The sequence below is a fragment of the Streptomyces sp. NPDC058274 genome (genome assembly GCF_042881375.1).
GTDB lineage: Bacteria > Actinomycetota > Actinomycetes > Streptomycetales > Streptomycetaceae > Streptomyces.
Window position 1 is genome coordinate 135685 of record NZ_JBHVXW010000002.1, and the last position, 24943, is coordinate 160627.

Genomic DNA, 24943 nt, shown 5'->3' on the forward strand with positions numbered 1-24943 from the left:
ACGGCCCGCGTCGATCTTCCGGCGCAGATACGAGATGTAGAGCTCGACGACGTTGGCCTGGCCGCCGAAGTCGTACGACCACACACGGTCCAGGATCTGCGCCTTGCTCAGCACCCGGCGCGGGTTGCGCATCAGGAAGCGCAGCAGCTCGAACTCGGTGGCGGTGAGGTGGATGCCGGCGCCCGCCCGGGACACCTCGTGGCTGTCCTCGTCGAGGGTGAGGTCCCCGACGACGAGCACGGAGTCACTGCGCCGGTCGGCCGCACCGGAGCGGCGGATCAGTCCGCGCAGCCGGGCGACGACCTCTTCGAGGCTGAAGGGCTTGGTCACGTAGTCGTCGCCGCCGGCGGTCAGACCCGCGATCCGGTCTTCGACGGCGTCCTTGGCGGTGAGGAAGAGGACGGGCACGTCCGGCAGCTCACGCCGCAGCCGCCCCAGGACGGCGAGCCCGTCCATGTCGGGCAGCATCATGTCGAGCACCACGGCGTCGGGCCGGAACTCACGAGCGGTCTGCACCGCCCCCTGTCCGTCGCCCGCGCTGCGGATCTGCCAGCCTTCGTAGCGAAGGGCCATGGACAGCAGCTCGGTGATCGACAGCTCGTCGTCCACCACCAGGACTCGGACGGGGCTCCCGTCCGGCCTCAGCAGTTCGGTACGCCCCTGGGGCGAGGTCGTGGTCATAGCGCACAGATTGCTGCGCCCCGCTGAGAGCACCCTTTCGGGAACCTGTGATTTCCCTGAGAAATGCACAGGCGCCTCTCAGGGAACACCTGGGAAGCCGGCAGAACGCCCACGCCACAAGGGTTCCGGGGCTGTGCGGGCGGCCTGGCGGAACCTGTGCGCGGGCGGGGAGCAAGGAGGGAGCTGTGCGGGGGCTGAGCATTCCGCTTACGGGTCCCCGGCCGCGCCTCCCGTCCCCCGACCGGACCCTCCCGTTCCGCTTCCTGGCCGCCCCTCCCGTTCCGCTCCCCGGCCAGCCCTCCCGGCCCTCGGCTCAGCCGTCGAGCTCGAACAGACGTACGGCATTGGTGTAGCAGACCCCCCGCAGCCAGTCGTCGCCCAGGCCGAGACCTTCCAGGACATCGAGCTGATGGGCGTACGCGTGCGGAATGCTGGGAAAGTCCGTCCCGAGCAGCACCCGGTCGCCCAGGTCCGCGAGCCGGGGCAGCGCCTCGCGCGGGAACGGCGCGAGACGCTCATTGAAGTCGGTGAACGCCATGGTGGTGTCGAGCCGCACCTCGCCGTACCGCTCCGCGAGGCCGAGGAAGTCCTCGTACTCGGGCATGCCGAGATGCGCGACGACGATCCGCAGCCGCGGATGCCGCGCCAGTACGTTCGCCACCGGACCCGGACCGGTGTGCTTGCCCGGCGCGGGTCCCGACCCGCAGTGCATCACGACCGGGACCCCCGCCTCGGCGAGCAACCCCCATACGGGGTCGAGCAGTTCGTCCGCCGGGTCGTACGCCCCCACCTGCACGTGCGCCTTGAAGACCCGGGCCCCCGCCTCGACGGCCTCCCGTACATACGCCTCGGCTCCCGGCTCGGGAAAGAGGGTCGCGGTGTGCAGACAGTCGGGGGTACGGCGGGCGAAGTCCACGGCCCAGCCGTTGAGCCACTGCGCCATGCCGGGCTTGTGCGGATAGAGCATCGCGGTGAAGGCGCGGACGCCGAACTCCCTGAGCACCGCGAGCCGTTCCTCCTCGTCCGCGCGGTAGGTGATCGGCCACTCGAGCCCGCCGGTCAGCGGACCGAGCGCGTCGAAATAGCTCCACACCTTGCGCAGCACCCGCTCGGGCATGAAGTGCGTGTGCACGTCGACGAGCCCGGGAAGCCCGAGCCGCGACCAGAACCGGCGGACGGGGAGGGGGTCGGTGGGGGTGCCGGGGTGGGTGTTCGCGTGGGCTTGCGCGTGGGCTTGCGCGTGGGCTTCGGGGTGGGCTTGCGCCTGGGCGCCGGTGCGGGCGGCCGTCTGGGCTTCGGTGCGTCCTTGCGCGTGGGCTTCGGTGCGGGCGGGCGCGTGGGCTTCGGTGCGGGCGGGCGCGTGGGCTTCGGTGCGGGCGGGCGCCTGAGCCTGGGTGCGGGCGGGCGACTGGGCCTCGATGCGGGCGTCGTCGACGCCGTTGCCGTCAGACCCGGCCATGCTGGTCTCCCTGGCTGCGCTCGTATCCAAGACCGCGCTCGTATCCAGGACCTCGCTCGTATCCATGACTGCGCTCGACCTTGGCCACATGCAGGGTGTACCGCTCGTACCACTCGGCGCGCCCCCGACGCTGCGCCGCCCGGTGCTCGGCATCGCTGCGCCACTGCTGAAGGGCGGCCTCGTCCTTGAAGTACCCGACGGTGATGGACAGTCCGCCGGGCGTCCGCGCGTGATCCATGCCGAGGAACCCCGGGACGCCCCGCACCAGCTCCTCCATCCGCTCGCCGGTCTCCCCGTACCCGTCGGACTCCTCGGTCCGTACGGAGGTGAAGACCACGGCGTAATAAGGGGGTTCGTGGGCGGCTACGGGGACGACGGCGTCAGGCGCCACGGGGTGATCGCTCATGACGCCACTCTCGGTCCGGCCCTCTGCCGGCGTCCAGCACCTTTCCGAAGGGGATCCAAAAGGGATCGAAGTCTTGACCCACGGAGAACACCCACGGAGAACATCGACCGTGGCGGTCGGCGACTGGGGCCACCCCACGCCTCCACCGCCTCCCCCTCCCCGCGTCCCCCTCCAGAAGAACCGGGCCACCCGCGTCCCGCCTCCCTTCAGAAGAGCCCGTCCTGAACCCCGCCCGCCGACCCAGCCCCCGACCTCAACTCCCGCACGGGCACGGTCATCCGACCGTCGCCGTCGGCGCCGGTCACGGCGGTCACGGCGGTCAACTCCCACCCGGGCAGCAGCCGCGTATCGAGTACGACGACGCCACGATCCGTCGCGAGATGCAGATCGGGGCCGGCGGCGGCGAGCAACTCCCCGCTCACGACTCCGCCGGCGATCAGCTCACCGACGACACCGTCGGCGGGCGCAAGCCCCGCGAGCCCGAACACCCCGGTGTGATCGACGGGTTGAAAGGGCGCACGCTCCAGGGACTCGGGCCACCCGTCGAGCCGCCCGGCCCGGGCATGCAACTCCGCGATCTCAACGACCCGCGCACCGACCCCCGGCAACGCCGCCCGCACCGCCCGCTTCTCCGCGTACGGAATCCGGTCGGGCACCCGGAGCGCGGCCCGCAGCAACTCCTCCGCCCGCCGCGCGGCCATCAACGGCCCCCGCCCGAGCCAGCTGAAGGTGACGGCCCCCTGCTCCAACAGCCGCGCGGATCCCCGCTCGACGCCGGTGATCCCGACCTTCACCATGCCGGGTCCGAACCACGCCAGATACACGTGGTACGGCCGCGGATCATCGGCGATCGTGTCCGCGGCGACGGAGTGGGCCCGCTCCAGCCGCGCGCACTCCTCGCACCGCGCGCCACTGCTCCGCCCCGAAACGGCCGCGCCCACCGGACACACATTCCCCCGCGCTCCCACGCAAGTCCGCCGCCCCCCTTCCACCACCCCGAAGGCCACCCGCTGCCCCCAGGTCAGAGCACTCCCCCTACCCCCACCCCAGGCCAGCACAGGCCCGCCCCCCGACCACCGCAACCCCGAACAACTCCACACCCGTCCCATTCCCCCCGAGCGTAGGCGCCCCCACTGACAACGCGGCAACATTCGGGCCTGCGCAGCGGCACCGGCATTCCCTGTAACTGATTGGCAACATGTGACCAACAGAGTGTGATCAAGGCCTGTGCTGGCTACCCTCCTACTACGGAAAAGCCGAAAACAACGGCAGACAATGATTTTTCCTGAGCCCGTCCGCGTTGCACAGCGAGCGGGGACACTCGAGGTGGGCGAGGGTCGCATTCCCCGAATAGCTGACGAGATAAATTCAGAGATCGAGGGGAAATGAGTAACCAGATAAAAGTGGCACTGATCGGAGCGGGCGGAGTAATAGTAGCTGCCCTCGTAGCCGGAATTTTCTTGATTTTCAGTTCCGATGGTTCCGGAAACTCCAACTCGGTGAACGGCGACAACAACTCGGTTTGCCAAGATCATTCGACTTGTCAGTCCAAATGACACGAAAGCATCTACGGCGAGTCGTAGTCCGCAAGGGGGAGCGCGGATGACGCTGGAGTTTCAATCCATCCGCATGCGCGTTGCAGCGATTTTTGCCGCACTGATCGCCCTGTCATCCTGCGACAGGGGGACACATGTCACCGGGTCGGGAAACACCGTATGCGATGACCGCTCGAATTGTGGAATACCAGGCGGCGCACCAAAGGGCAAGAACTTCTCGGCAATCGCTGTCGATATTGGAGTTCTTTACGGCTATGACCATGCGAGCCCGGACGCTCTGAGCTCTTCCGAAGTGCTGCGCCGGATGAACCCGGGCGGTCTCGCCGGCACTATCGATCTGGTGCCCGTTGACAACGATCTGATGAAAATCGACCTGACTGCGGGGCAAAACAGCGCGGTAGTGAACAATGTCAGAATTATCGATCTGGAGTGTTCGAGCCCGATCAGCGAAACGGGTATATTCGCGCACGGGGAGGGCGGCACCGAAGATATCGGAATCAAGTTCAACGTCGATGACCCGAAGCCCGAGCTCCTAGTTTGGGGCGGGCCGGACGATAAGTCCCTCTCAGGCGAGCGCTACTTTGCCGGTCACTCGGTAACTGTGGCGGCTGGAGAATCTGAAATAATCGTGGCGCTGGCACGAACCCGAACCAAATTTTGCACTTGGAATTTCGAAGTCGACTACCAGGACGGCGGCGAGGTTAAAAGTGTACGCGTACAGGGGCGTAACAGCAGGGGAAAGGAAATCGAACGGTTCCAACTGACCGCTGCTGAGCCTGCGAGCTTCTTCAATAGGTCCTACGACTTTGACCAGGTATTGCAAGAACTGCAGGGCTCTTGAGGTGACTGGGTCAGTCTTTCTCGCAGCGCCGTGCCGGTTCGTGTGGCCGGCAGATTCGCATCGGATCGTGCACGTCCCGCTTCAGTCCCGCTCTGTTTCGGTACGGAGGCCAGTCGACCTTGCCCATGCAGGAGCATCCGACCCCTCCCGAGCTTCCCGCCTTTCGGGGCACGGTGGACGCGGCAGAGTTCGCGGCGGCGGTCGCGCAGGTCGTGATAGCCGCAGGCCGTGACGAATTCCTCCCGGTGCTCACGGGGATCCAGCTCCGGCTGGATGGCGAGTCGATGACGTTGGCCGCTACGGACCGGTACCGGTATGCCGTGCGTGTGGTGCCGTGGAAGCCGGAAGGGGCGATCTCCGATCAGTACGGCAACTGAGCTGACGAACCGCCAGAGCGCCCCCTTGAAATAGATCACCTAAGGGGCATACGTCATGAACGCAACCAAAACGGACCGTCCGTGAGCGGCCCACGGAAACACGGTGGGACCACGTCGTTGGCTGATCGAGTGCAACTTCGCCTGGGCCGACCTGAGGTGATGTGAAACGCCAAGGGCAGCGGCCACCCCCACGTCAGCCCGTAGCCGTACTTCGCTGCTGTACGCCCCAGAAACGCAAGAGGCCCCGGATCTCTCCGGGGCCTCTTACCTGTGTGCACTCGGCAGGATTCGAACCTGCAACCTTCTGATCCGTAGTCAGATGCTCTATCCGTTAAGCTACGAGTGCTTGTGTGTTCTGTTGTGGTGCTCTTCCGGCCGGGCTTTTCGGCCCCGGTCGGCGTTGCGGGAACAACATTACATGACTGGCGCCGTGAGGCGAAATCCGTTTGTTGCACCTGGCCTGACCTGCGGAAATCACCAGAGCGTGACGATCCCCGGAAGGGTCGTGGGCGGGTGCGGGACGCATGGGAACGACCGAAGCCCCGGTCGTGGTGACCGGGGCTTCGGGATCGAGCGCGGAGGCGGAGGGATTTGAACCCTCGATGGGATTTAAGTCCCAAACCGCATTAGCAGTGCGGCGCCATAGACCGGACTAGGCGACGCCTCCAGCACAACCACCCGCGCGAGCGCGAATGGTGCGTGCAGATGATGACACAGCCGAGCGGGGTGTCACCAATCGCCCCCCACGGTACTAGGCAGGCAGGCCGCAGGGCAAAGCCCGGCCCTGCGGCGCAACCACGCGCGACGTACGGCGTTAGTCCGGTCATGAGTCCTGTCATGTCCCGGGTCGTCCTGCGCCGGCTCGCCCTCGCGGCCGCCGCCTCCGCCACGGCGCTGGCCGCCGCTCCCTCCGTCGCGAGCGCCGAGTCCGCTCCGCGCTCCCTCCCGCTGTCCGATCCGCAGAGCGGCCCGCTCGCGTCCACGCGGTCCGGTCACCTCATGCCACTGCCCATCCCGGGCGGGGAGAGCGGCGATCATCTCGTGGTGACCGTCAGCCACGCCGGCCAGGCCGACGGGAAGTACGAGCTGACCTGCCACCCCGGTGGCGGCAGCCACCCCGACGCGGCCGCCGCCTGCGACAAGCTCGACAGCGGCACCCGTTGGGGCAAGGACCCCTTCGCTCCCGTACCGCAGGGGTCGATGTGCACCATGCAGTACGGCGGCCCGGCCACCGCGCACGTCACCGGGACATGGGCCGGGCGTCCCGTCGACGCCAGGTACGACCGCGGCGACGGATGCGAGATCGGCCGGTGGAACGCCCTCGTGCCGCTGCTGCCCGAAGTCCACGGCTAGTGCCTGCCCGGCCCTCCGACGGAGCCCGCGGCCACCTCTGCGTGGGCGCGAGGCCGCCGCCGTACAGCCGTCAGCCGGTCCTCGCCCCACGCCCTGTCTCACAGCCCGGACACGGATGGGGCACGCGCAGGACACGGTGACGGCATGTCCAAGTCATGGGTCCGAGGGACGAAATGCGCGGTCACAGGTTCTACGTCTCTTCTGCGTGCGACCTCCCTCTCATCCGGCGTCGCGAGCGCAACCTCTGCCCGTAGACTCCCTCGCGTGACACGCTGCGAGCAGGTTGGCAAGATGGCCCTCGCGGTCGGCAAGGTGCGGTAACAGGGAGGAAGCGTCTCGTGAGCAGCAGGCCATCCCGAGGCGCTGCTCGCCTCGCAGCCATACTGGACGCGCTGCCCGATGCGTTGGTGCTGGTCAACGCCAATGGGACCGTCGTCAACGCCAACACCATCGCCCTGGAGGCCTTCGAGGCCCCGGGCACGGCTCTGGTGGGCCGGGGGCTGCTCGATCTGCTGCCGCAGTTCGACTCCCGGCTGATCCCCGGCTCGATGCGACGGCCCGAGTCCATGGACCAGAGCGGGCGGACCAAGCCGACCCGGATGGTGGCCCGCCGGACCGACGGGACCGAGTTCCCGGTCGAGGTCACCAGTGCGAATCTGGAGAACCCCCAGCAGGCCTACGACGGCTACGGCTACACCGGTGACGAGCTGCTCATGCTCGTCGTACGCGATCTGTCCGGCACCGTCGACACCGAGGCCGAACTCGCGCGTTCGCAACGTCAGACCGAGATGATCCTGCGCGCCGCCTCCGAGGGCGTGGTGGGCACGGACACCGACGGACGGGTCGTTCTCGTCAATCCGGCCGCCGCTCAGATACTGGGATACCGGGCCAGTGACCTCGGCGGTCAGGCCCTGCACGCGCTCATCCTCCACTCGCGCGCCGACGGCGAGCCCTTCGCGTACGAGGAGTCGCCGCTCGCCGACACCCTGCGCTCCGGGCGCAAGCACCGGGTGCGCGGGCAGGTCGTGTGGTCCAAGTCCGGGGACAAGGTGTCGGTCGACCTGACGACCGCGCCGGTGCGGGACGGGGACCAGCTCGTGGGCGCCGTGATGACGTTCACCGACCGGCGGCCGTACGACAGCCTCGCGGAGGAGAAGGACACCGAGGCCGCCCGGCACGCGGAGGAGCTCGCCCGGATCGCGGACGAGCACGCCGCGGAACTGGAGCGGCTGCGCACCCAGCACGCGGAGGAGCTCGCCGGGCTGCGCGAGCAGCACGAGGAGGAACTCGCCGCCGGCGACGACCGGTACGCGGCACTCGCCGAGCGCGAGAAGGACCGCTACGAGGCGCTGACCGCGCGGCACGATCAGCTGCTCGCCGTCCTCGGGCAGTCCCTGCGCGGTCCGCTCGACCAGCTGCGCGGCGAACTGTCGAAGCTCGCCGCCGACGACGCGGGCCAGCTGTGGCCCGAGGCCAACCAGGTGCTGCACCACCTCGCGGCCGGTTACTCCCGGATCACCACCCTCGTCGACAACGTGCTCGGCTACCAGCGGCTGGACGCCGGCACCGAGCAGGTCACCCGCACGAAGGTGATGCTCGACGCGGTCGTCGCGGCGGGAGTCGAGGGCGCGGTCGAGCTGATCGGCCCCGGGCGGGTGCAGTTCGCGGTCCACGCGCCGCCCATCGAGGCCGAGGTCGACCCGCAGCGTCTCGCGACCGCGCTCGCACACCTCGTCGCGGACGTGGCGGGAGTCGACGCGACCGGCAACGCGCCGGTCTCGGCGGGCGGTTACCTGGACAACACGGTCGTCGTGGCGGCGGCGCAGCGCGGTGAGGTCGTCCGTATCGAGGTGCGCGGGCCGTACTCCGGGGGAGACCCGGTGCACGAGCCGATCGTCCGGGGCATCGTGCGGGCGCACGGCGGCGTACTGCAGACCCACGAGGTGCCGGGGATGAGCGGCAGCGCGTACGTGCTCGAAGTGCCGCTCGGCGGTGGCGCGGGGGCGGTCGCCGTCGGAGATGTGCCGGGCACCGAGATCGCGCTGGCCGGACCGGCCGCGCCGCAGGGGAACGGGAGCGGACGGCGGCGGGCCCGGCGGGCCTCCGTGGACGCCTTCCTGGACAGCGAGGTGACGGCCCCCGAATCCGCGCCGTCCCCGGCCGAGGGTCCCTCCGGCGAGGGCGGCGCGCCCACCGGGCGGCGCCGGCGGCGCGCGGCGGAGGCTGCGGACACCTCGGTTCCCCCGCAGGGATCCGGAGCAGAGGACACGGGAGGCGGCGGAGCCTCCGGCGGCACCGGACGGCGCCGGGGCCGGCCGAGCGCGGTCGAGGGCGCTCCCGAAGGCGCTGTCGGAAGTGCCGTTGAGGGCGTCGCCGAGGGCGCGGTCGTCCTGGCGGGCGAACACGGCGCCGGGACCGCCGCGGTGGGTACGGGGCTGGGGGGAACGGTGCCGCCGCAGGGCGTGCCCGTGCCTTCGGGCCGGCGCGCCCGCCGGGACACCGACCAGCACGCGCTGCCGGCGGCCCTGCCCCCGGCGCCGAGCACACCGGACGGCGACGCCTCGGACGACGCCGACGGGCAGCCGACCGGCCGCCGCCGTCGTGCCCTGGCCGCGGCGGCGGAACGCGCCGCGGCCCAGGAGGCGGGCGCCCGTACGGTGTTCGCGCTGCCGCCGGCCGAGGCGGACCGCTCGCCCGAGTACGTGGCGGCCGAGGCCGCCGGCCGGGCGCCCGGCCCCGCGGGCAACGTCCAGGCGGACGACGGCCGTCACGACGTGATGGCGCACGATCCGGCCGACGACCACACCCCGCCGCAGCCCCATCCGGTGTCGGCGCCGACGGGCCGTCGCCGTGCCCGCCGGGCTCCCGCGCAGGCGGACGCGACGGGCGCACCCGCACCGGGCGTTCCGGCACAGGGCGCTCCGGGCACTCCGGTCCAGGGAGTGCCCTCGCAGGGGGTCCCCGGACCGGCCGTTCCCGCGCAGGGCGTGCCCGGACAGCCGGGGCAGGCCGTACCCGCGCCGGCCGCGGCGGGTCAGCAGCAGGCCGCCGCTCAGAGCGCCGCCGGCCGGACGGCCGGTCAGTCTGCCGCCCCGCGCAGGGCGCTCGGCTCGGCGACCGCTCCCGGGCAGCCCGTTCCGCCGGTTCCGGGACAGGGCGTCCCGGGGCAGGGTGTCCCGGGGCAGAACATCCCTGGTCAGGCGACCGCCGGCCAGCCGGTCACCGCACCGGGTGTCCCCGGCCCGGCGGCACCCGTCCGGCCCGTCCCGCCGGCTCAGGCCGTCGCGCCGTACGGCACTCCCGCGGGGTCGCCGGGCGCCGCGTCGGCCGCACCCTCCGCGCCCCAGGCGTGGCCGGGCGGCGCGGAAGCGTCAGCCGCCGGGGTCCCCGCGCAGGCCGCCGCCCCCGGTGGGACCACACCCCAGCCCTGGCCCGCCGCCGACGACTCGTCCGGCGCCGGTCACCCCGTACCCACCGGACAGGCCGGGCAGACCCCCGCGCCCGGCACACCGCTGCCGCCCGAGCGCGCGGTCCCGCCACGGGCAGCACAGCCGTTGCCGGCCGAGTCCGCCGCTCCCGTGGACCCGAACTCGACCCAGGGCCGCGCGATCAGCGTGCGCACGCTCGGCCAGGGCGTGCCCTTCGGCCGCCAGGCCACGCCGAACCAGCAGGCTCCCGCACAGGCACAAGCACAGGCACAAGCACAAGCACAGGCGCCGGCGCAGGCACAGCCCGGAGCCCCGTCCCAGACGCAGACTCCTCCCCCGCACCAGACCAACGGCTCCGGCCGCCGCCGCAAGCTCGGTACACGTCCCGAACCGGCCGCCGACCGCCCGGAGACCGGCGCCCGCCCGCATCCGCAGAACGGCCAGCCCGCCCAGTCCCGCCTGGCCGGTGGCACCGAAGGCGCCGGACGCTCGTACGCCATAGGAGCCCCGGACAAGAACGCGGACGAAGGTCCCGAGCCGCTCGACGGCCCCGGCGGCGCCGTCGAGATCGCCGACCAGCCCCAGCCGCGGCCGCAGGACGACGAGTTGCCCCCGGAGCCGCTGGACAACCCGCGCCGGCTGCTCGTGTGGCCCGCGCCTGACGTGTCGACTCAGCAGGCCCTGAGTGACCGCGGCTACCGGCCCGTCATCGTGCACTCGCGCGAGGAGGTCGACGCACAGATCGCCGCCTTCCCGGCCGCGCTCTTCGTCGACCCGCTGACCGGCCCGATCACGCGCACCGCCCTCCAGTCCCTGCGCCAGGCCGCGGTCGCCGCCGAGGTCCCCGTCCTCGTGACGGCGGGACTTGGCCAGGCGACGCGCGAGGCGGCATACGGCGCCGACCCGGCCGTACTCCTGAAGGCGCTCGCTCCGCGCGACTCGGAGCAGCACCCGCCGCGCGTGCTGCTCATCGAGGAGCACGGGGAGATCGCCCTGGCCCTCACCGCCACGCTGGAGCGACGCGGCATGCAGGTGGCGCGCGCCGCGTCCGACGAGGACGCGGTCACGCTGGCCTCGCAGATGCGGCCGAACCTCGTGGTGATGGACCTGATGCAGGTACGGCGTCGGCGGGCCGGAATCGTCGACTGGCTGCGCGCGAACGGCCAGTTGAACCGCACACCGCTCGTCGTCTACACCGCGGCCGTCGACCAGACCGAACTCCCGCGCCTGGCCGCGGGGGAGACGGTCCTCTTCCTCGCCGAGCGCTCGACCAGCGCCGAGGTGCAGGACCGGATCGTCGATCTGCTGGCACGCATCGGCACGAACTGACGTCACGCATACGTGGGTTGGGGCGCTGTTTCACGTGAAACAGCGCCCCAACCTACGTGACGTCCGGTGTGGGTCCCCGTCCTAGGCGACGTCCGGTGTGGGTCCCCGTCCTAGGCGACGTCCGGTGTGGGTCCCCGTCCTAGGCGACGTCCGGTGTGGGTCAGAGCTGGGTGATGTCCAGCTCACCCTCCGCGTACTGCCTGCGCAGCACCTTCTTGTCGAACTTGCCCACGCTCGTCTTGGGGACCGCCTCGATGATCGTCCAGCGCTCGGGGAGCTGCCACTTGGCGATCTTGCCCTCGTCGGCGAGGAAGGCGCGGAGCGTGGCGAAGTCGGCGGTGGCACCTTCCCTCAACACGACCGTGGCGAGCGGGCGTTCGCCCCACTTCTCGTCGGGGACGGCCACCACGGCGGCCTCGGCCACATCGGGGTGCGACATGAGGGCGTTCTCCAGATCGACCGAGGAGATCCACTCACCGCCCGACTTGATGACGTCCTTGGCGCGGTCGGTGAGGGTCAGATACCCGTCGGAGCTGATCGTGCCGACGTCACCCGTCTTGAGCCAGCCGTCCTCGCTGAACTTGTCGGCGGGACGCAGGACTTCGGCGCCCTGTCCGCCGTAGTACGCGCCCGCGATCCAGGGGCCGCGGACCTCCAGCTCGCCCGCGGACTCGCCGTCCCAGGGGAGCCGCTCGCCACCGGGGCCGGTGAGCCGCCCCTCGACACCGGCCGGGAAACGGCCCTGGGTGAGGCGGTAGGCGAACTCCTCCTCCGTCCCCACGGCATGGGCCGGCGGACGCGCCACCGTGCCCAGCGGGGACGTCTCCGTCATGCCCCAGGCGTGACAGACCCGCATGCCCAGCTCGTCGAACGCCTCCATGAGCGAGGGCGGGCAGGCCGAGCCGCCGATGGTGACCTGGGTGAGGGAGCTGACGTCCCGCGGCTTGGCGTGCAGTTCGGCGAGCAGCCCCTGCCAGATGGTGGGGACGGCCGCGGCATGCGTCGGCCGCTCGCTCTCGATCATCTCGGCGATCGGCACGGGCTGCAGGAAGCGGTCCGGCATCAGCATGTTGATGCCGGTCATGAACGTGGCGTGCGGCAGGCCCCAGGCGTTCACATGGAACTGCGGGACGACGACGAGGGTGGTGTCCTGGTCCGTCAGCCCCATGGACTGGGCCATGTTGACCTGCATGGAGTGCAGATAGATGGAACGGTGCGAGTAGACGACGCCCTTGGGGTCGCCGGTGGTGCCGGAGGTGTAACACATGGCCGCGGCGGAGCGCTCGTCCAGCTCGGGCCAGTCGTAGCTCGTCGGCTTGCCCGCGATCAGCTCCTCGTACTCGTGCACCTGCGCCCGCGCGCCGGACAGCAGCGAGCGGTCACCGGGGCCCGAGACGACGATGTGCTCGACCGTCTGCAGCTGGGGGAGGAGCGGCGCGAGCAGCGGGAGCAGCGAGCCGTTGGCGATGATCACGCGGTCCGCGGCGTGACGGACGATGAACACGAGCTGCTCCGCGGGCAGCCGGAGGTTCAGCGTGTGCAGGACCGCCCCCATGGAGGGGACCGCGAAGTAGGCCTCGACGTGTTCCGCGTTGTTCCACATCAGCGTCGCCACACGGTCCTGGTCCACGATCCCGAGGTCCTCGCGCAGCGCGTGCGCGAGCTGGGCCGCGCGGGCACCGACCTCGGCGTAGGAGCGGCGCTGTGGTGCGCCTTCGCCGGTCCAGGTGGTCACCTGCGATGTGCCGTGGACTCGCGACCCGTGGGTCAGGATCCTCGAGATCAGCAGCGGTACATCCTGCATCGTGCTCAGCACGGTGTCCTCCCGGGGCGACATTGCCTGCGCGGTGACAAGGGTTGCGCTGATTCTGCGCACATACCACGCGGTATGTCACTAGTTCCGGGCGATCGATCAGGTCACGCGAGCCACGCTTGGCCTGGCTGGGAGGCCGCGGGGGAGTTTCCGCGGCGGGCTGCGCGGGTCGGCGTGGCGTCCGGGAGGCAGCGGGCCCCACGAGGGTCAGTGGGCCCCGACGAGGGTCACCGGATCCGGCGGCGCCGGCTCCGGTGAAGGACGACGGGCGCGCCTAGCGAACCGGCTCCAGCTCAGGGTCCTCGCGCAGCTTGCCCAGCGCACGCGACACCGCCGATTTCACCGTGCCGATGGAGACGCCGAGCACCTCCGCCGTCTGGGCCTCGCTCAGATCCTCGTAGTACCGCAGGACGACCATCGCCCGCTGCCGCGCCGGCAGTTTCATGATCGCGCGCCACATCGCGTCGTGCAGCGCCTGCTGCTCGGCCGGGTCCCCGGCGGGCAGGCCCGCCGGCTCCGGCAGCTCGTCGCACGTGAACTCGTCCACCTTGCGCTTGCGCCACTGCGACGTCCGCGTGTTGAGCAGGGCACGGCGTACGTAGCCGTCCAGCGCCCGGTGGTCCTCGATGCGCTCCCAGGCGACATACGTCTTGGCCAGCGCGGTCTGCAACAGGTCCTCGGCGTCGCTCGGGTTCGCGGTCAACGAGCGCGCGGTACGCAACAGCACCGGCTGGCGGGCCTTCACGTACGACGCGAACGAGGGGTACGGCGCGTACGGAACGCTCCGCGTCGCTACGTTCGAAGCGCTGGTGCAGACGGGTGTGGTCATGACTCCACGCTAGGAGCGCCCCCTACTCCCGCGGATCGGCCGCAGGTCCCGAAGCCATGTCCGCCTCAGGTTGTAGGAGTGGGGCTGCCCCCACCTCCTGAAGGTGGAGGGGCGGGGCCCGCCCCCTGAGGGTTCATCCCTGAGGAGGCCTCCCACGGCAGTGCCCGGGCAGCACCGCAAGAGAGGTGCGGAGGAGGAGACAGGAGACCTCGGGATGCCACCGACCGCGTGCCCGTGTCACCCGATGCGCGCCACCGGGGCGTGCATCTGGTTGCGGTCGATGAGGAGAGTACGCCCCCCGTGCCGCTCCCTCACATTCCCCGCGTACTGGTGGATCCTGCGCGCCGACCACGCACCGCGCCCGAGTGCCGGCTCCCCGGCCAGCTGCGGCTTCACCCGCCAGCGTGCGAACCACATCACCGACGGCAAGTCCCGCACCCCCGCCCGCCGCGCCGTGTCCATGTGCCGCACACCCGTCGCGGCGCTGCTGTAGAACCCCGGCAGATAACCCCGCGCACGCACCTCACGGTTCCACCCCCGCACAAAGAGGAGCGTGGACTTGGCGCACGACTTGTTCCGGTAGTTGTACGCCTCCATGTCCAGATAGAGCGGGCTGCCCGCCCGGATGCCGTACGTCTTCGCCTTGCGCACCGCGTCCCGTGCCTCGGTCCTCCCCTGCTGCCAGGGCCGGCTTCCGATCCGCACCGGCCGCTTGGAATGACTGAACACACACGTCGCCTGCGATCCCACATACAGCGGCAGCACCTTCCAGCCGAGCCGCTTGACCGTCCGCATCCAGCCGTGGGTGAGGTACGTCTGGTGCTTGCAGGCCCGGGCGCGGCCACCGAAGTAGACGCCGACCGCTCGGTACTGGGACGTCAGCCAGCGGCGCATGGTGTCGGCCGACGGCGCCTGGCAGGTGTCGAAGGCCCGGCCCTTGAAGACCGTCGCCGCCGCTCTTCGGGGTTGTCCCGTGCCGGCGTGCCCCCGGGTTACGGCACCGGACGCCCCTTCGGACCCGGTGACCGTGACCCCGATCGCCGGACGTGCGTACCCGCGGCCGGAGCTCACGAGCTCCGGTCCACTCGCCCGAACCGCTCCCGTCGCCGGAACCGCCGTCAGCGACAGCAGGAGCAGCGCCAGTCCGAATCCGACGACGGCCCGTGGACCTCGCTGGTGACGGTGCTGACTGCGGTGACCGCTATGACTCCGGTGACGTCCGTGACAGTGCATAGGGCGAGTGAACGAGCCCCCGGGGCGCCGGGGCGTCAGCCACACGCCCCGTTCAGCCGTCCGACCCCAGAATCAGCCCCGATGTGGGGACCCCGGTGCCCGCCGTGACGAGAACGCGGTCCACAACGGGTATCTGGTTCGCGGCCGTGCCCCGCAGCTGGCGGACCGCCTCCGCGATGCCGTTCATCCCGTGGAGATACGCCTCACCGAGCTGGCCTCCGTGGGTGTTGAGCGGCAGTCGCGCCTCGGCCACGAGATCCGCCGCCTCGCCCGGCTTGCAGAACCCGAACTCCTCCAGCTGCATCAGCACGAACGGCGTGAAGTGGTCGTAGAGAATCCCCACATCGATGTCCGCCGGCGTCAGCCCGGACGTCCGCCACAGCTGGCGTGCCACCACTCCCATCTCCGGCAGCCCGGTCAGATCGTCCCGGTAGAAGCTGGTCATCTGCTCCTGCGCGCGGCCCGCTCCCTGGGCGGCGGCGGTGATCACGGCCGGGGCACGCGGCAGATCACGCGCCCGCTCGACGGACGTCACGACCAGCGCCTGGCCGCCGTCCGTCTCCTGACAGCAGTCCAGCAGACGCAGCGGCTCGACGATCCAGCGGGAGGCGGCGTGCTCGGCGAGGGTGATCGGTCTGCCGTGGAAATACGCCGCCGGGTTCGTCGCCGCGTACTTCCGGTCGAGCACCGCGACATGGCCGAAGACCTCCGGGCTCAGCCCGTACGTGTGCAGATACCGCTGGGCCGCCATCGCCACCCAGGACGCCGGGGTGAGCAGACCGTAGGGGAGTGCCCAGCCCAGTGCCGCGCCCTCGGCCGACGGCTCCCGGTGCTGCACCCCGGACCCGAATCTCCGTCCCGAGCGCTCGTTGAACGCCCGGTAGCAGACGACGACCTCGGCCACTCCCGTCGCCACCGCGAGCGCCGCCTGCTGGACGGTCGCGCACGCCGCGCCACCGCCGTAGTGAATGCGCGAGAAGAAGGACAGCTCCCCCATGCCGGCCGCCTGGGCGACGGTGATCTCCGGGCTGGTGTCCATCGTGAACGTGACCATGCCGTCCACGTCGGCCGGCGTCAGCCCCGCGTCGTCCAGCGCGGCCCGCACCGCCTCCACCGCCAGCCGCAGCTCGCTGCGCCCCGAGTCCTTGGAGAACTCCGTGGCTCCGATGCCGACGATCGCGGCCCTGCCGCCGAGGCTGTCCCTCGTCCGTACGCTCATGAGGCACCGCCGCGCGTCCGGCCGACCGGCTCCCTCGGCGTGAGGGCGCCATCGCGGTCCGCGGCCACGGCAGCACCTTCCCCGCGCGGGACCGTGACCGTCACGGTGCCCGTCACGTGTCTGCCGATGTCGTTGGCTCCGACGACCTTCACGGTGAGCGTGTCGCCGTCCACCTTCTCGACCGTGCCCGTCAACACCATGGTGTCGCCTGGGTAGTTGGGCGCACCCAGTCGTATGGCCACCTTGCGGAGGACGGCGCTCGGGCCGAAGTGATCCGTGATGTACCGCCCGACCAGCCCGTTCGTGGTCAGGATGTTCATGAAGATGTCCGGCGACCCCTTGCGTCGCGCCAGCTCCGCGTCGTGATGCACGTCCTGGTAGTCGCGCGAGGCGATGGCACCGGCGACGATCAGCGTGCGCGTGACCGGAATCTCCAACGGCGGCAGCTGCTCACCGGCCTTCATTCGTCCCCCTCCCCATGCGCGATCAACTCCCCCAATTCCTGGAGCACTTCGCTCCCGCACCCCAGATACGCGTCCAGCTGGCGCCCCCACAGGAAGTGCCGGTGGACCGGATGCTCCACGTCGGCGCCCGTGCCGCCGTGCAAGTGCTGTCCCGTGTGCACGACCCGGTGGCCCGCTTCGGACGCCCACCAGGCGGCGGTCAGTGCGTGCGAGGCGAACGGCAGCCCCGCGTCCCGCCGCCAGGCCGCCTCGTACGTCGTCACCCGTATCGCCTCCGTGTCCATGTACGCGTCGGCGGCGCGCAGTTGGACTCCCTGCCTGGCCGCCAGCGGCCGCCCGAACTGCTCGCGCGTGTTGGTGTGCTGCACCGCACGCGCCAGCGATCCGGCGCAGACTCCGGCCTGCAACCCCGCGAAGGCCGTACGCGCCATGGCCAGCACGTCGGCGTACGCGCCCGCGCCTGGGGACGCCCCGGCCCCGTCAGCGCCGGCGCCCGCACTCGCGCCCGTACCCGTACCCGTACTCGTACTGACCTCCGCATCTGCGCCGGGGCGCGTCTCGGCCCCACCAGCGCCGGCGCCCGTACCCGCACCCGCTCTCGCACTCGCACTCGCACTCGCACTCGCACCGACGTCCGCATCCGCGCCCGCCTCGCCCAGCCGCTCACCCACCCCGTCGCCCAGCAGCTCGCCCGGTGTGCCGTCGAGCGTCAGCCGGCCCGCCGCCCAGGGCGCGGTCAGCTCCACCGGCTCGCACACCGCGTCAGCGGTCCGCACCAGCCACAGCCGTTGTCGGTCGTCGGCGACCAGGACGTGGGTGGCGTCCCGCAGCCACGGCACCACGGGGGCCACACCGCTCAACAGGCCGTCCTCACCGCCTGGTTGGCCGGACCGCACCCCGGCGGCTGCCTCCGCCCCCCGCCCGCCGGAGGCCGGGACTCCCTCCACCCCCGACTCCCCGGAGGCCGGGACTCCCTCCGCCACCGCCCGCCCAGAAACCCGTACCCCCTCCGCCCCCGAAACCGCCCCGCACACCACCACCGAGCCGTCCCCGATGCCCGGCAGGAGACGCTCGCGCTGCTCCGGCGATCCGTGGGCGGACACCGCGAGCAGCCCGTACACACAGCTCGCGGCGAAGGGCACTTGTGCTGTCGTCCGGCCCTGTTCCTCCAGCAGCAGGACCAGGCCGAGGAGTCCTATGTCCTCGACGGCGGTCACCAGGCCGGCCGCGCACAGCGCCTTCCACAGCTCGGGGTCGCTGTCCGTCCCGGCCGCCGACAGCCGCTCGTGCGTCGAGAGGTCACCGAAGATCCGTGCCGCCAGTTCGCGCGCCGCGGCCTGCTCCTCCGTGGGCGTGAAGTCCATGTCAGCCCTCGCCTCCTTCGTGCTCCGCTTGGCCCGCCCGGCCGGTGTGGCCCACGCGGGCTGCCCGGCCGCCGTCCGCGCTGAAGACCGGGAGCTCCAGCTCTTCGTCGTACCGCTCGAACCGGAGCCGGACCGGCATACCGATGCGAACCTCGTCGTAGGGCACCCCCACCACGTTGCTCACGATCCGGACGCCCTCGGCCAGTTCGATGAGACCGACCGCGTACGGAGGGTCGAAGGCCGGGAAGGGCGGGTGGTGCATGACGACGTACGAATAGACGGTCCCCTCGCCGCTCGCCTCGACCGCGTCCCACTCCAGACAGCCGCAGGCATTGCAGCCCGGGAGCCAGGGGAAGCGCAGGGTGCCGCAGCCCTCGCACCGCTGGATCAGCAGCCGATGGCGCCCCACGCCCTCCCAGAACGCGGCGTTGTCCCGATTGATCACCGGCCGGGGCCGACGGCCCTTGGGCTTGTGCTGCGCGGGCGCGTACTTGAGGATCCGGAATCGATGCGTCCCCGCGAGCTCCCCGTCCGCGCGGACGTCCATCCGCGTCGTGACGAAGTGGCCCGTCCCCAGCTTGGTGGTCTTGAGCGCCGACACCGACTCGATGACGGCGTCGAAGGTGATCTCGTCCCCCGGCCGCAGCGGGCGCAGATACTCCTGCTCGCAGTCGGTGGCGACCACCGAAGTGCACCCCGCGTCGTCGAGCAGCGCGAGCAGCTCGTCGTACGCGTCCGTGCGGCCCTCGTGACCGGAGAGGCCGCCCATCGTCCACGCCTGGAGCATGGTCGGCGGAGCTATGGCGTCCGGCCCTCTGTAGGCCGGGTTCCCGTCGTCCATCGCCTCGCACCAGTGCCGGATCATCGGCTCGTTGACCGGGTCCTTGCCCACGCCTGCCACCGCGGCCGCCCGCCCCTCGTACTCCTTCAGGCGCGCCAGGAAGTCATCGCCGGAACTCATCGCTCACCTCCGCCCCCTTCGCATCCCGAGCCGCATCGTCGCCACGATCTCCCGCTGCACCTCGCTCACCCCGCCCCCGAACGTGTTGATCTGTGCCGCCCTGTTCATCCGCTCCAGCTCGCCGCCCCCGAACGCCTCCGGTGATCCGGAACGGACCAGGGCGTCCGCTCCCACGAGGTGCTGACACATTCGGTACACCGCGACCGCCGATTCGGTTCCCATGACTTTCACGCCGCTGGCGTCTCCGGGCGCCGGTCCGCCCGCCCCGACAGCCCCCACCAAACGCCAGTTGAGCAGGCGTGATGCCGCCAGTCGGGCCTGCACCTCGGCCAGTCCTGACCGCACCCACGGCTCGTCAATCCGACGCCGGCCGGTCACCGGATCGGGGGTCCGCACCGCCTCCAGCGCGGCCGCGTAGAAGTCCTCGGTCTGCATGCCGATCGCCGCGAGCGCGACCCGCTCGTGATTGAGCTGGTTGGTGATGAGACCCCAGCCGCCGTTCTCCTCACCGACGAGATGCGAGAAGGGGACGCGGATCCCGTCGTAGTAGGTGGCCGTCGTCATCTGCCCGCCCACCGTCTCGATCGGGGTCCACGAGAAACCGGGCGCGTCCGTGGGCACGAGGATGATCGAGATGCCCTGGTGCTTGGGGGCGTCGGGGTCGGTGCGGCAGGCGAGCCAGATCCAGTCGGCGTTCTGGGCGTTCGAGGTGAAGATCTTCTGCCCGTCGATCAGCCAGTCCCCGACACTTCCGCCCGCACCGCCGCCGCCCCTCCTGGCACCCTCGGCACCCTCGGCATCCCCGGCATCCCCGGCACCCTCGGCATCCCCGGCATCCCCGGCACCCTCGGCATCCCCTCCACTCCCGGGCACCCGCACAGCCCGTGTCCGCAGCGCCGCCAGGTCCGTCCCCGCCGACGGCTCGCTGTACCCGATCGCGAAGACGAGCTCACCGCGCAGAATCCGCGGCAGGAAGAAGGCCTTCTGCTTCTCGCTCCCGTACTTCATGAGCGTCGGACCGACGGTGTTCAGCGTGACCATCGACACCGGCGCACCCGCCCGGTACGCCTCGTCGAAGAAGATGAACTGCTCGTCGGCGCCGCGGCCTTGACCGCCGTACTCCTGCGGCCAGCCGAGTCCGAGCAGCCCGTCGGCGCCGATGCGCCGCAACAGGGCGCGCTGCCGGGCCGGGTCGTCGGCGGGCGGCGGCCCCTCGGGCATCAGGTCCCGGAAGTACGTACGAAGCTCGGCGCGCAGGCGCTGCTGGCGGTCGGTGGGGGCGAGGTGCACGGTGGCGATCCTCCAGAGCCTCGGGCCTCCGGGGCTTCGGGCGCCTCGAGGCTCGGCCTCGTACGAGCACCGAGCCTCGAGCCTCGGCCTCGGCCTCGTACGAGCAGGGTTTTCTGACTGTCCGTCAGATACCCTTCCCTGTCAAGGTCATCGACCGCCTCACGGACCCCCGGAACGCGTCTGCGCGACGACACCGAAGTGCCGCCGCGCAGACGCTTACCACCCTCAGAGCGCACCCCCATGGGGGAGTTCAGGGCCGATGGGAGCGCATCGGCCCACGGCTCACCAGAGGTTGGTGAAGTTGACGGCGATGGTCTCGTTCGACTGGTCGATGGCCGTGAACGCGGAGCCGTTCACCTGAGCCGTATTGCTCTGGTTCGAGGCGCCGGAACCGACCGCCTGCTGCTGCGTGGTGGACGAGTTGCCGTTGTTGTTGTGTCCGACCCCGCTGCCGCTGACGGTGGCGACAGCCGCGTTCGATCCGTCGTCCGCGAAGGCGCCGTTGTCTGCCGTCGCCACCCCCGAGAAGAGGGCGGCGGCCAGGGGCAGGGCCGCAACGGCGGCGAGAACGCGGGCGGTACGGATGCTTGCCATGTGAATTCCTCCAGAACCGGATGTACACCGGCCGTAACCGGGAAGTACGGGCTGTTCCAAGGCAGTTGGCCGACCGCCTCGGTTGCTGTGCACGACGTCGCGAATCCAGAATTGCCCACCGAATCCCCGGCGAACCACCCCGGAAGCCGTGATTCGCCCTCAAGCGTGAGGACATGTCGATAAACCCGTTTCATGACCTTTAAGGCCCACGAAGGCTCATGAACGCCCAGTTCAGGACGGCTGCGACGCCCTCCACCCCAAGCGCGGCAGGCGCTGAAGCGTTTCGTCGCAATCTCGGCCAATCTCGCCCAACCCGCCCCGCGATGGCCGACACGCGGAGGTACCCGCCAGGCGCCCCTTCCTTTTTTCGAACACTCGTACGAACATGGAGTCATGGCCACCATCGACCGGCAGGCCACGACCATGGCCCTGGCACACGCCCTGTCCGCCGCCGAACGCGGGCTGGCGGTCATCCCGCTGTCCCGCACCAAGCTCCCGGCCCTCCGCTCCCCCCACCGCGACGACCCGGACCCCACGGCGCCCGCCTGCCACGGCGAGTGCGGCCGCTTCGGACACGGGGTGTACGACGCCTCGACCGACCCCCGACGCATCCGCGCCCTGTTCGCCGCCGCCCCCTGGGCCAGCGGCTACGGCATCGCCTGCGGGCTGCATCCCCACCACCTCATCGGCATCGACCTCGACACCAAATCCGGTACGGACTCCTCGGCAGCCCTGCGCGAACTGGCGCTGCGGCACCTCTTCACGATCCCGGACACGGTGGTCGTGCTCACACCCAGCGGCGGCCGCCACCTCTGGCTCAGCGGCCCGCCCGACGCGGCCGTCCCCAACTCGGCAAGCCGGCTCGCCCCCGGCATCGACATCAGGGGCGCCGGCGGCTATCTGGTCGGCCCCGGCTCACGTACCGAACACGGCGTGTACGGCACGGCCCCGGGCACCGCCCACCTGGCTCCCGCGCCCTGCCCACCCGCCCTTCTGCGCCTGCTCACGCCCCCGCCCCGCACCCACCAGCCCACTCCCCGGGAAACCGGCCAACACGGCCAGGGGCTCGTCCAGTTCGTCCTCACCGCCCATGAAGGGCAGCGCAACACCCGTCTCTTCTGGGCCGCTTGCCGCGCCTACGAGAACGGCATCGGCCCGGACCTGACCGAAGCCCTCGTCGAAGCGGCGCTCCACACGGGCCTCACCGACCGCGAGGCCCGCTCGACGATCGCCTCGGCGGCCCGCATGTCACACCGCCCTTAGCCCACCGCTTGTCACATCGCCCTTAGCCCACCGCTCCTGCCGCCGCCCGCCGCCCGCCGCACGGTCCCGGTGGGCGGCTTCGGCGCGCCCCACCCAAGGGAGCGGCAAGCCGCACACCGGAGACGGAGACGGAGACACGGAAGAGACACCAGCCACTACATGAAGCGCGGGAACACTTGCTGGGGGGAGGCAATGTCCCCGCGCCTCGCGGCGCCCTCGGCCGCCGACAACCGACGGTGCCGCTCCCTGTCCGCCACCACGAACCCCGCTCTCGCCGGAGAGGAGCTTTCGGCTTCCTCCCGCGAAGACCGAGGGCAATGGACAGAGACCAGTTACGTCTTACGTCTGATCCCGTCTACGTCTGTTCTCGTCTACGTCTGTTCTCGTCTACGTCTGTTCCCGTCTACGTCTGTTCCCGTCCCGGCAGCAGACTCCCGACAGCACACCGGTGAGGGCCATGTGCGGGGCCGACAACGCGGGCAGGCCCGCAGCGACAACGACCGCTCTGCCAGGCCTCCCACCCTCCAGTGCCGCCCCGGACGAACCACCAAGACGATCTACGCGATGGCATCACACCGCCCGGCCGGGAGGTCGACCTCCACCGGGCCCCTCCCTTGAATACCGGCCCCCTGGAGACCTGCCTCCAGTCTCCTCCCCCTACCCCGACAAAGCACCGCCCGCGCCACCACCGCCGGCCGGCGCCGCAGGGCGGCCGGTCCCACCCAACCCCGCGGGACCGAGGAGACGGCGCGCACACAAAGGCGGTGCCTCTCAACGAAAGACACCGCTTTGGCTCTGTCGGTGAGTCGCGGCGAGACCGGCACGGACTCCTACCGCCTGACCCAGACAAAAGCCCGAGCCGGAGATATATCTGGCCAGGAGCCTCAGACCGGCTGAACGCTGGAGGCGAGCCCATCGGTTGATGTGAGCCCTTCGACAAACGACTCGAAGTCAGGAGCGAGGACGAGGTCGCTTTCCGCATCGGTGTCGAACCACGTGACCGAGGGATCGCCTTGCCGACCGCAGGCCCGGTAGTCGAGCGCGACCCAGCAGTGCCCGTCACCGGAGAGAAGGACAATCGGCGCCGGAAGGTCCCACTCCTCAACCAGATATGGCGCGTCCAGAAGCGATGTCATCCGCTCGCGTCGGCCGACCCCCAACAGGTCACCGAACGGCACGTGGTTGTCGTTCCACGATGTCGGCACCGGAGTGGGAAACACGTTCCAGCGCTCCGCCACCCCACCGCCGTTCTGCACCCGCAAAAGCGTCAGTAGCGAGGCAGGAAGCGAGATGCCGAGAAGGCGCTCGGCATCTTCAACCATCTCGTCCGTCAACGCCGGTTGGACTCCATAGTCGTCGATGTCAGAGGTATGTGGTGAGATGGCCGCGTGGGTTTGGACTCGTTGAGGACGACTCCTGACCCGGGATCTATGCAGAGAGCAGGACGCGTTTGCGGAGGAGTTCGAATCCTGACGCGCGCCCACATGTGGATAGGGCCGGGCAGCCATGAGTCGAGCACCGCATAGGCACGGCTGCGGGCAAAGCCTGCCGCCGGCGGGGGCGCTCAGGTTCCGAGATGGCGGGGCGCCGTTCGCGAGTGCCGGCCGCGTAATGGCGTGCGTGGGGTGCTCCCATCCCGTCCGCCATGGATCCAGGCAGAGCCGGCAGTCGCGGCCCAGGGCGTCAAGGTCGTTCGTACAGGGGAGGGATCAAGTGTCGAGTGATCTCCAGTTCAGCTGGAGTCTGACCGGATCTGGTTGGGCAACGTATCGAATCGCCGATGGTGAGTCGGAGCAGAAATGCAGTCCGAGCTACTGCACAAATGCTCTTGCTGATCTACTCGTGGGCGTTGCAGGGCTGTACGGACCTGACGCTACTCGGAAGTTCTCGTTCGACTTGGAGCCCCCAGAAGTGAGGTGGGTCCTCAACAGCCGCGGGACAGCCGTCGAGATGGGGATCTACCTGTTCCCTGACATGTTCAACAGCTTCAATCTGCCTGACGACGAAGGCGAGCTCTTGTGGAGCTCAGTCCAGCCGCGCAGCACTATCGGTCACGTGGTCATGGAAGCCGCGCAAGACGTCTTTCAGCTGCACGGCGAGGACGGGTACCTGAAGAAGTGGGTGCAGCATCCCTTTCCCGTCGCCGAGCTACGAGAGCTCCGTCGCCTGCACCTGGAGCGTGACGCTTGCGATCTCCCGCACGAGTAGTCGCCCCCGGAGTAGGCCGTGTCCCTCGCGTGCCCGATCGGACGGGGAACCACGGGCCAGCGGTGCGGAGCGGGCATCAGGCATGACGAAGGCCCCCGACCGATCTTGCTGGTCAGGGGCCGTTCAGCTGCGGTGGGTGTGGGATTTGAACCCACGGTGACATCGCTGCCACGACGGTTTTCAAGACCGTTCCCTTAGGCCGCTCGGGCAACCCACCCCGCGCGGCCCACGATCGTCGGCCGCGCGGGGACAAGACTAACGGGTCGAGCGGCACG

At 70.4% G+C, this 24943-nt stretch carries 19 protein-coding genes, 3 tRNA genes and 1 pseudogene; 6 read left to right on the forward strand and 17 right to left on the reverse strand.

All coding sequences use genetic code 11. The features are described 5' to 3' along the window. The 4 genes from ACFVYF_RS05095 to ACFVYF_RS05110 all read right to left on the reverse strand — a co-directional run. A partial coding sequence (locus tag ACFVYF_RS05095) for a response regulator transcription factor (RefSeq protein WP_389450971.1) occupies positions 1-681 on the reverse strand: 681 nt, incomplete at its 3' end. 313 nt (positions 682-994) lie between these two features. Then, the gene (locus ACFVYF_RS05100; RefSeq protein WP_389452074.1) at positions 995-2101 is read right to left on the reverse strand and encodes an amidohydrolase family protein; all 1107 of its coding nucleotides are present in this window, start codon (positions 2099-2101) and stop codon (positions 995-997) included. A gap of 25 nt (positions 2102-2126) precedes the next feature. Further along, positions 2127-2546: an antibiotic biosynthesis monooxygenase family protein gene (locus ACFVYF_RS05105; RefSeq protein WP_389450974.1), complete on the reverse strand. Its 420-nt coding sequence runs from the start codon at positions 2544-2546 to the stop codon at positions 2127-2129. A 206-nt stretch (positions 2547-2752) separates the two neighbouring features. Beyond that, entirely contained in the window at positions 2753-3655 is a 903-nt protein-coding gene (locus ACFVYF_RS05110) for a DUF2797 domain-containing protein (protein WP_389450977.1), read from the reverse strand. Between the two features lie 493 nt (positions 3656-4148). Here ACFVYF_RS05110 and ACFVYF_RS05115 point away from each other — a divergent pair, with 493 nt between their 5' ends. Further along, a complete protein-coding gene (locus ACFVYF_RS05115) occupies positions 4149-4943 on the forward strand; it encodes a hypothetical protein (protein WP_389450980.1) in 795 nt (264 codons plus the stop codon). A gap of 107 nt (positions 4944-5050) precedes the next feature. Beyond that, positions 5051-5287: pseudogene (locus tag ACFVYF_RS05120) on the forward strand (DNA polymerase III subunit beta); the annotation flags it as partial. 306 nt (positions 5288-5593) lie between these two features. On the opposite strand, the gene ACFVYF_RS05125 reads toward ACFVYF_RS05120, so the two are convergent. Both ACFVYF_RS05125 and ACFVYF_RS05130 read right to left on the reverse strand, forming a co-directional pair. After that, positions 5594-5666: transfer RNA gene (locus tag ACFVYF_RS05125), tRNA-Arg, on the reverse strand. Positions 5667-5896: 230 nt separating this feature from the next. Beyond that, a tRNA-Ser gene (locus ACFVYF_RS05130) sits at positions 5897-5987 on the reverse strand. 158 nt (positions 5988-6145) lie between these two features. On the opposite strand from ACFVYF_RS05130, the gene ACFVYF_RS05135 reads away from it, so the two are divergent. Both ACFVYF_RS05135 and ACFVYF_RS05140 read left to right on the forward strand, forming a co-directional pair. Beyond that, positions 6146-6673, forward strand: a complete 528-nt coding sequence (locus tag ACFVYF_RS05135) for an SSI family serine proteinase inhibitor (protein ID WP_389450983.1) — start codon at positions 6146-6148, stop codon at positions 6671-6673. A gap of 338 nt (positions 6674-7011) precedes the next feature. Then, a complete protein-coding gene (locus ACFVYF_RS05140) occupies positions 7012-11430 on the forward strand; it encodes a PAS domain-containing protein (RefSeq protein WP_389450987.1) in 4419 nt (1472 codons plus the stop codon). Between the two features lie 160 nt (positions 11431-11590). Here the strand turns inward: ACFVYF_RS05140 and ACFVYF_RS05145 are convergent, their stop codons facing one another. From ACFVYF_RS05145 to ACFVYF_RS05185, 9 genes are all read right to left on the reverse strand, one after another. Further along, on the reverse strand, positions 11591-13267 hold the full coding sequence (locus tag ACFVYF_RS05145) for a long-chain fatty acid--CoA ligase (protein WP_389450990.1): 1677 nt from the start codon (positions 13265-13267) through the stop codon (positions 11591-11593). Positions 13268-13517: 250 nt separating this feature from the next. After that, complete coding sequence (locus ACFVYF_RS05150; protein ID WP_389450993.1) at positions 13518-14072, reverse strand: SigE family RNA polymerase sigma factor; 555 nt, start codon at positions 14070-14072, stop codon at positions 13518-13520. A gap of 237 nt (positions 14073-14309) precedes the next feature. Then, positions 14310-15143, reverse strand: coding sequence for a DUF1906 domain-containing protein (locus ACFVYF_RS05155; protein WP_389450996.1), 834 nt, complete (start codon positions 15141-15143; stop codon positions 14310-14312). A gap of 214 nt (positions 15144-15357) precedes the next feature. Beyond that, positions 15358-16524, reverse strand: a complete 1167-nt coding sequence (locus ACFVYF_RS05160) for a lipid-transfer protein (RefSeq protein WP_389450999.1) — start codon at positions 16522-16524, stop codon at positions 15358-15360. Next, positions 16521-16988: a MaoC family dehydratase gene (locus ACFVYF_RS05165; RefSeq protein WP_389451002.1), complete on the reverse strand. Its 468-nt coding sequence runs from the start codon at positions 16986-16988 to the stop codon at positions 16521-16523. The genes ACFVYF_RS05160 and ACFVYF_RS05165 overlap by 4 nt, the downstream gene beginning before the upstream one ends. Then, positions 16985-18352, reverse strand: coding sequence for an acyl-CoA dehydrogenase family protein (locus ACFVYF_RS05170; protein WP_389451004.1), 1368 nt, complete (start codon positions 18350-18352; stop codon positions 16985-16987). Before ACFVYF_RS05170 ends, ACFVYF_RS05165 begins: the two co-directional genes overlap by 4 nt. A gap of 1 nt (position 18353) precedes the next feature. Beyond that, positions 18354-19313, reverse strand: coding sequence for a bifunctional MaoC family dehydratase N-terminal/OB-fold nucleic acid binding domain-containing protein (locus ACFVYF_RS05175; RefSeq protein ID WP_389451007.1), 960 nt, complete (start codon positions 19311-19313; stop codon positions 18354-18356). Positions 19314-19316: 3 nt separating this feature from the next. Continuing rightward, on the reverse strand, positions 19317-20603 hold the full coding sequence (locus tag ACFVYF_RS05180; protein WP_389451010.1) for an acyl-CoA dehydrogenase family protein: 1287 nt from the start codon (positions 20601-20603) through the stop codon (positions 19317-19319). A 282-nt stretch (positions 20604-20885) separates the two neighbouring features. Then, complete coding sequence (locus tag ACFVYF_RS05185) at positions 20886-21197, reverse strand: hypothetical protein (protein WP_383287921.1); 312 nt, start codon at positions 21195-21197, stop codon at positions 20886-20888. Between the two features lie 393 nt (positions 21198-21590). Here ACFVYF_RS05185 and ACFVYF_RS05190 point away from each other — a divergent pair, with 393 nt between their 5' ends. Beyond that, complete coding sequence (locus tag ACFVYF_RS05190; RefSeq protein ID WP_389451013.1) at positions 21591-22460, forward strand: bifunctional DNA primase/polymerase; 870 nt, start codon at positions 21591-21593, stop codon at positions 22458-22460. Between the two features lie 884 nt (positions 22461-23344). On the opposite strand, the gene ACFVYF_RS05195 is transcribed toward ACFVYF_RS05190, so the two are convergent. Next, positions 23345-23794 carry an SMI1/KNR4 family protein gene (locus ACFVYF_RS05195; RefSeq protein ID WP_389451016.1) on the reverse strand — a complete coding sequence of 150 codons (450 nt, stop codon included), beginning with the start codon at positions 23792-23794 and terminating at the stop codon, positions 23345-23347. A gap of 616 nt (positions 23795-24410) precedes the next feature. On the opposite strand from ACFVYF_RS05195, the gene ACFVYF_RS05200 reads away from it, so the two are divergent. After that, a complete protein-coding gene (locus tag ACFVYF_RS05200) occupies positions 24411-24668 on the forward strand; it encodes a hypothetical protein (RefSeq protein ID WP_389451018.1) in 258 nt (85 codons plus the stop codon). Between the two features lie 130 nt (positions 24669-24798). Here the strand turns inward: ACFVYF_RS05200 and ACFVYF_RS05205 are convergent. Next, positions 24799-24885: transfer RNA gene (locus tag ACFVYF_RS05205), tRNA-Ser, on the reverse strand. Positions 24886-24943: the final 58 nt, after the last annotated feature.

Excerpts from the sequence above, each read along its gene's own strand:
- ACFVYF_RS05105 (WP_389450974.1), bottom strand. The coding sequence starts at position 2,546 with ATGAGCGATCACCCCGTGGCGCCTGACGCCGTCGTCCCCGTAGCCGCC.
- ACFVYF_RS05110 (WP_389450977.1), bottom strand. The coding sequence starts at position 3,655 with ATGGGACGGGTGTGGAGTTGTTCGGGGTTGCGGTGGTCGGGGGGCGGG.
- ACFVYF_RS05115 (WP_389450980.1), top strand. The coding sequence starts at position 4,149 with ATGACGCTGGAGTTTCAATCCATCCGCATGCGCGTTGCAGCGATTTTT.
- ACFVYF_RS05135 (WP_389450983.1), top strand. The coding sequence starts at position 6,146 with ATGAGTCCTGTCATGTCCCGGGTCGTCCTGCGCCGGCTCGCCCTCGCG.
- ACFVYF_RS05145 (WP_389450990.1), bottom strand. The coding sequence starts at position 13,267 with ATGTCGCCCCGGGAGGACACCGTGCTGAGCACGATGCAGGATGTACCG.
- ACFVYF_RS05150 (WP_389450993.1), bottom strand. The coding sequence starts at position 14,072 with ATGACCACACCCGTCTGCACCAGCGCTTCGAACGTAGCGACGCGGAGC.
- ACFVYF_RS05160 (WP_389450999.1), bottom strand. The coding sequence starts at position 16,524 with ATGAGCGTACGGACGAGGGACAGCCTCGGCGGCAGGGCCGCGATCGTC.
- ACFVYF_RS05165 (WP_389451002.1), bottom strand. The coding sequence starts at position 16,988 with ATGAAGGCCGGTGAGCAGCTGCCGCCGTTGGAGATTCCGGTCACGCGC.
- ACFVYF_RS05170 (WP_389451004.1), bottom strand. The coding sequence starts at position 18,352 with ATGGACTTCACGCCCACGGAGGAGCAGGCCGCGGCGCGCGAACTGGCG.
- ACFVYF_RS05175 (WP_389451007.1), bottom strand. The coding sequence starts at position 19,313 with ATGAGTTCCGGCGATGACTTCCTGGCGCGCCTGAAGGAGTACGAGGGG.
- ACFVYF_RS05185 (WP_383287921.1), bottom strand. The coding sequence starts at position 21,197 with ATGGCAAGCATCCGTACCGCCCGCGTTCTCGCCGCCGTTGCGGCCCTG.
- ACFVYF_RS05190 (WP_389451013.1), top strand. The coding sequence starts at position 21,591 with ATGGCCACCATCGACCGGCAGGCCACGACCATGGCCCTGGCACACGCC.
- ACFVYF_RS05200 (WP_389451018.1), top strand. The coding sequence starts at position 24,411 with ATGGGGATCTACCTGTTCCCTGACATGTTCAACAGCTTCAATCTGCCT.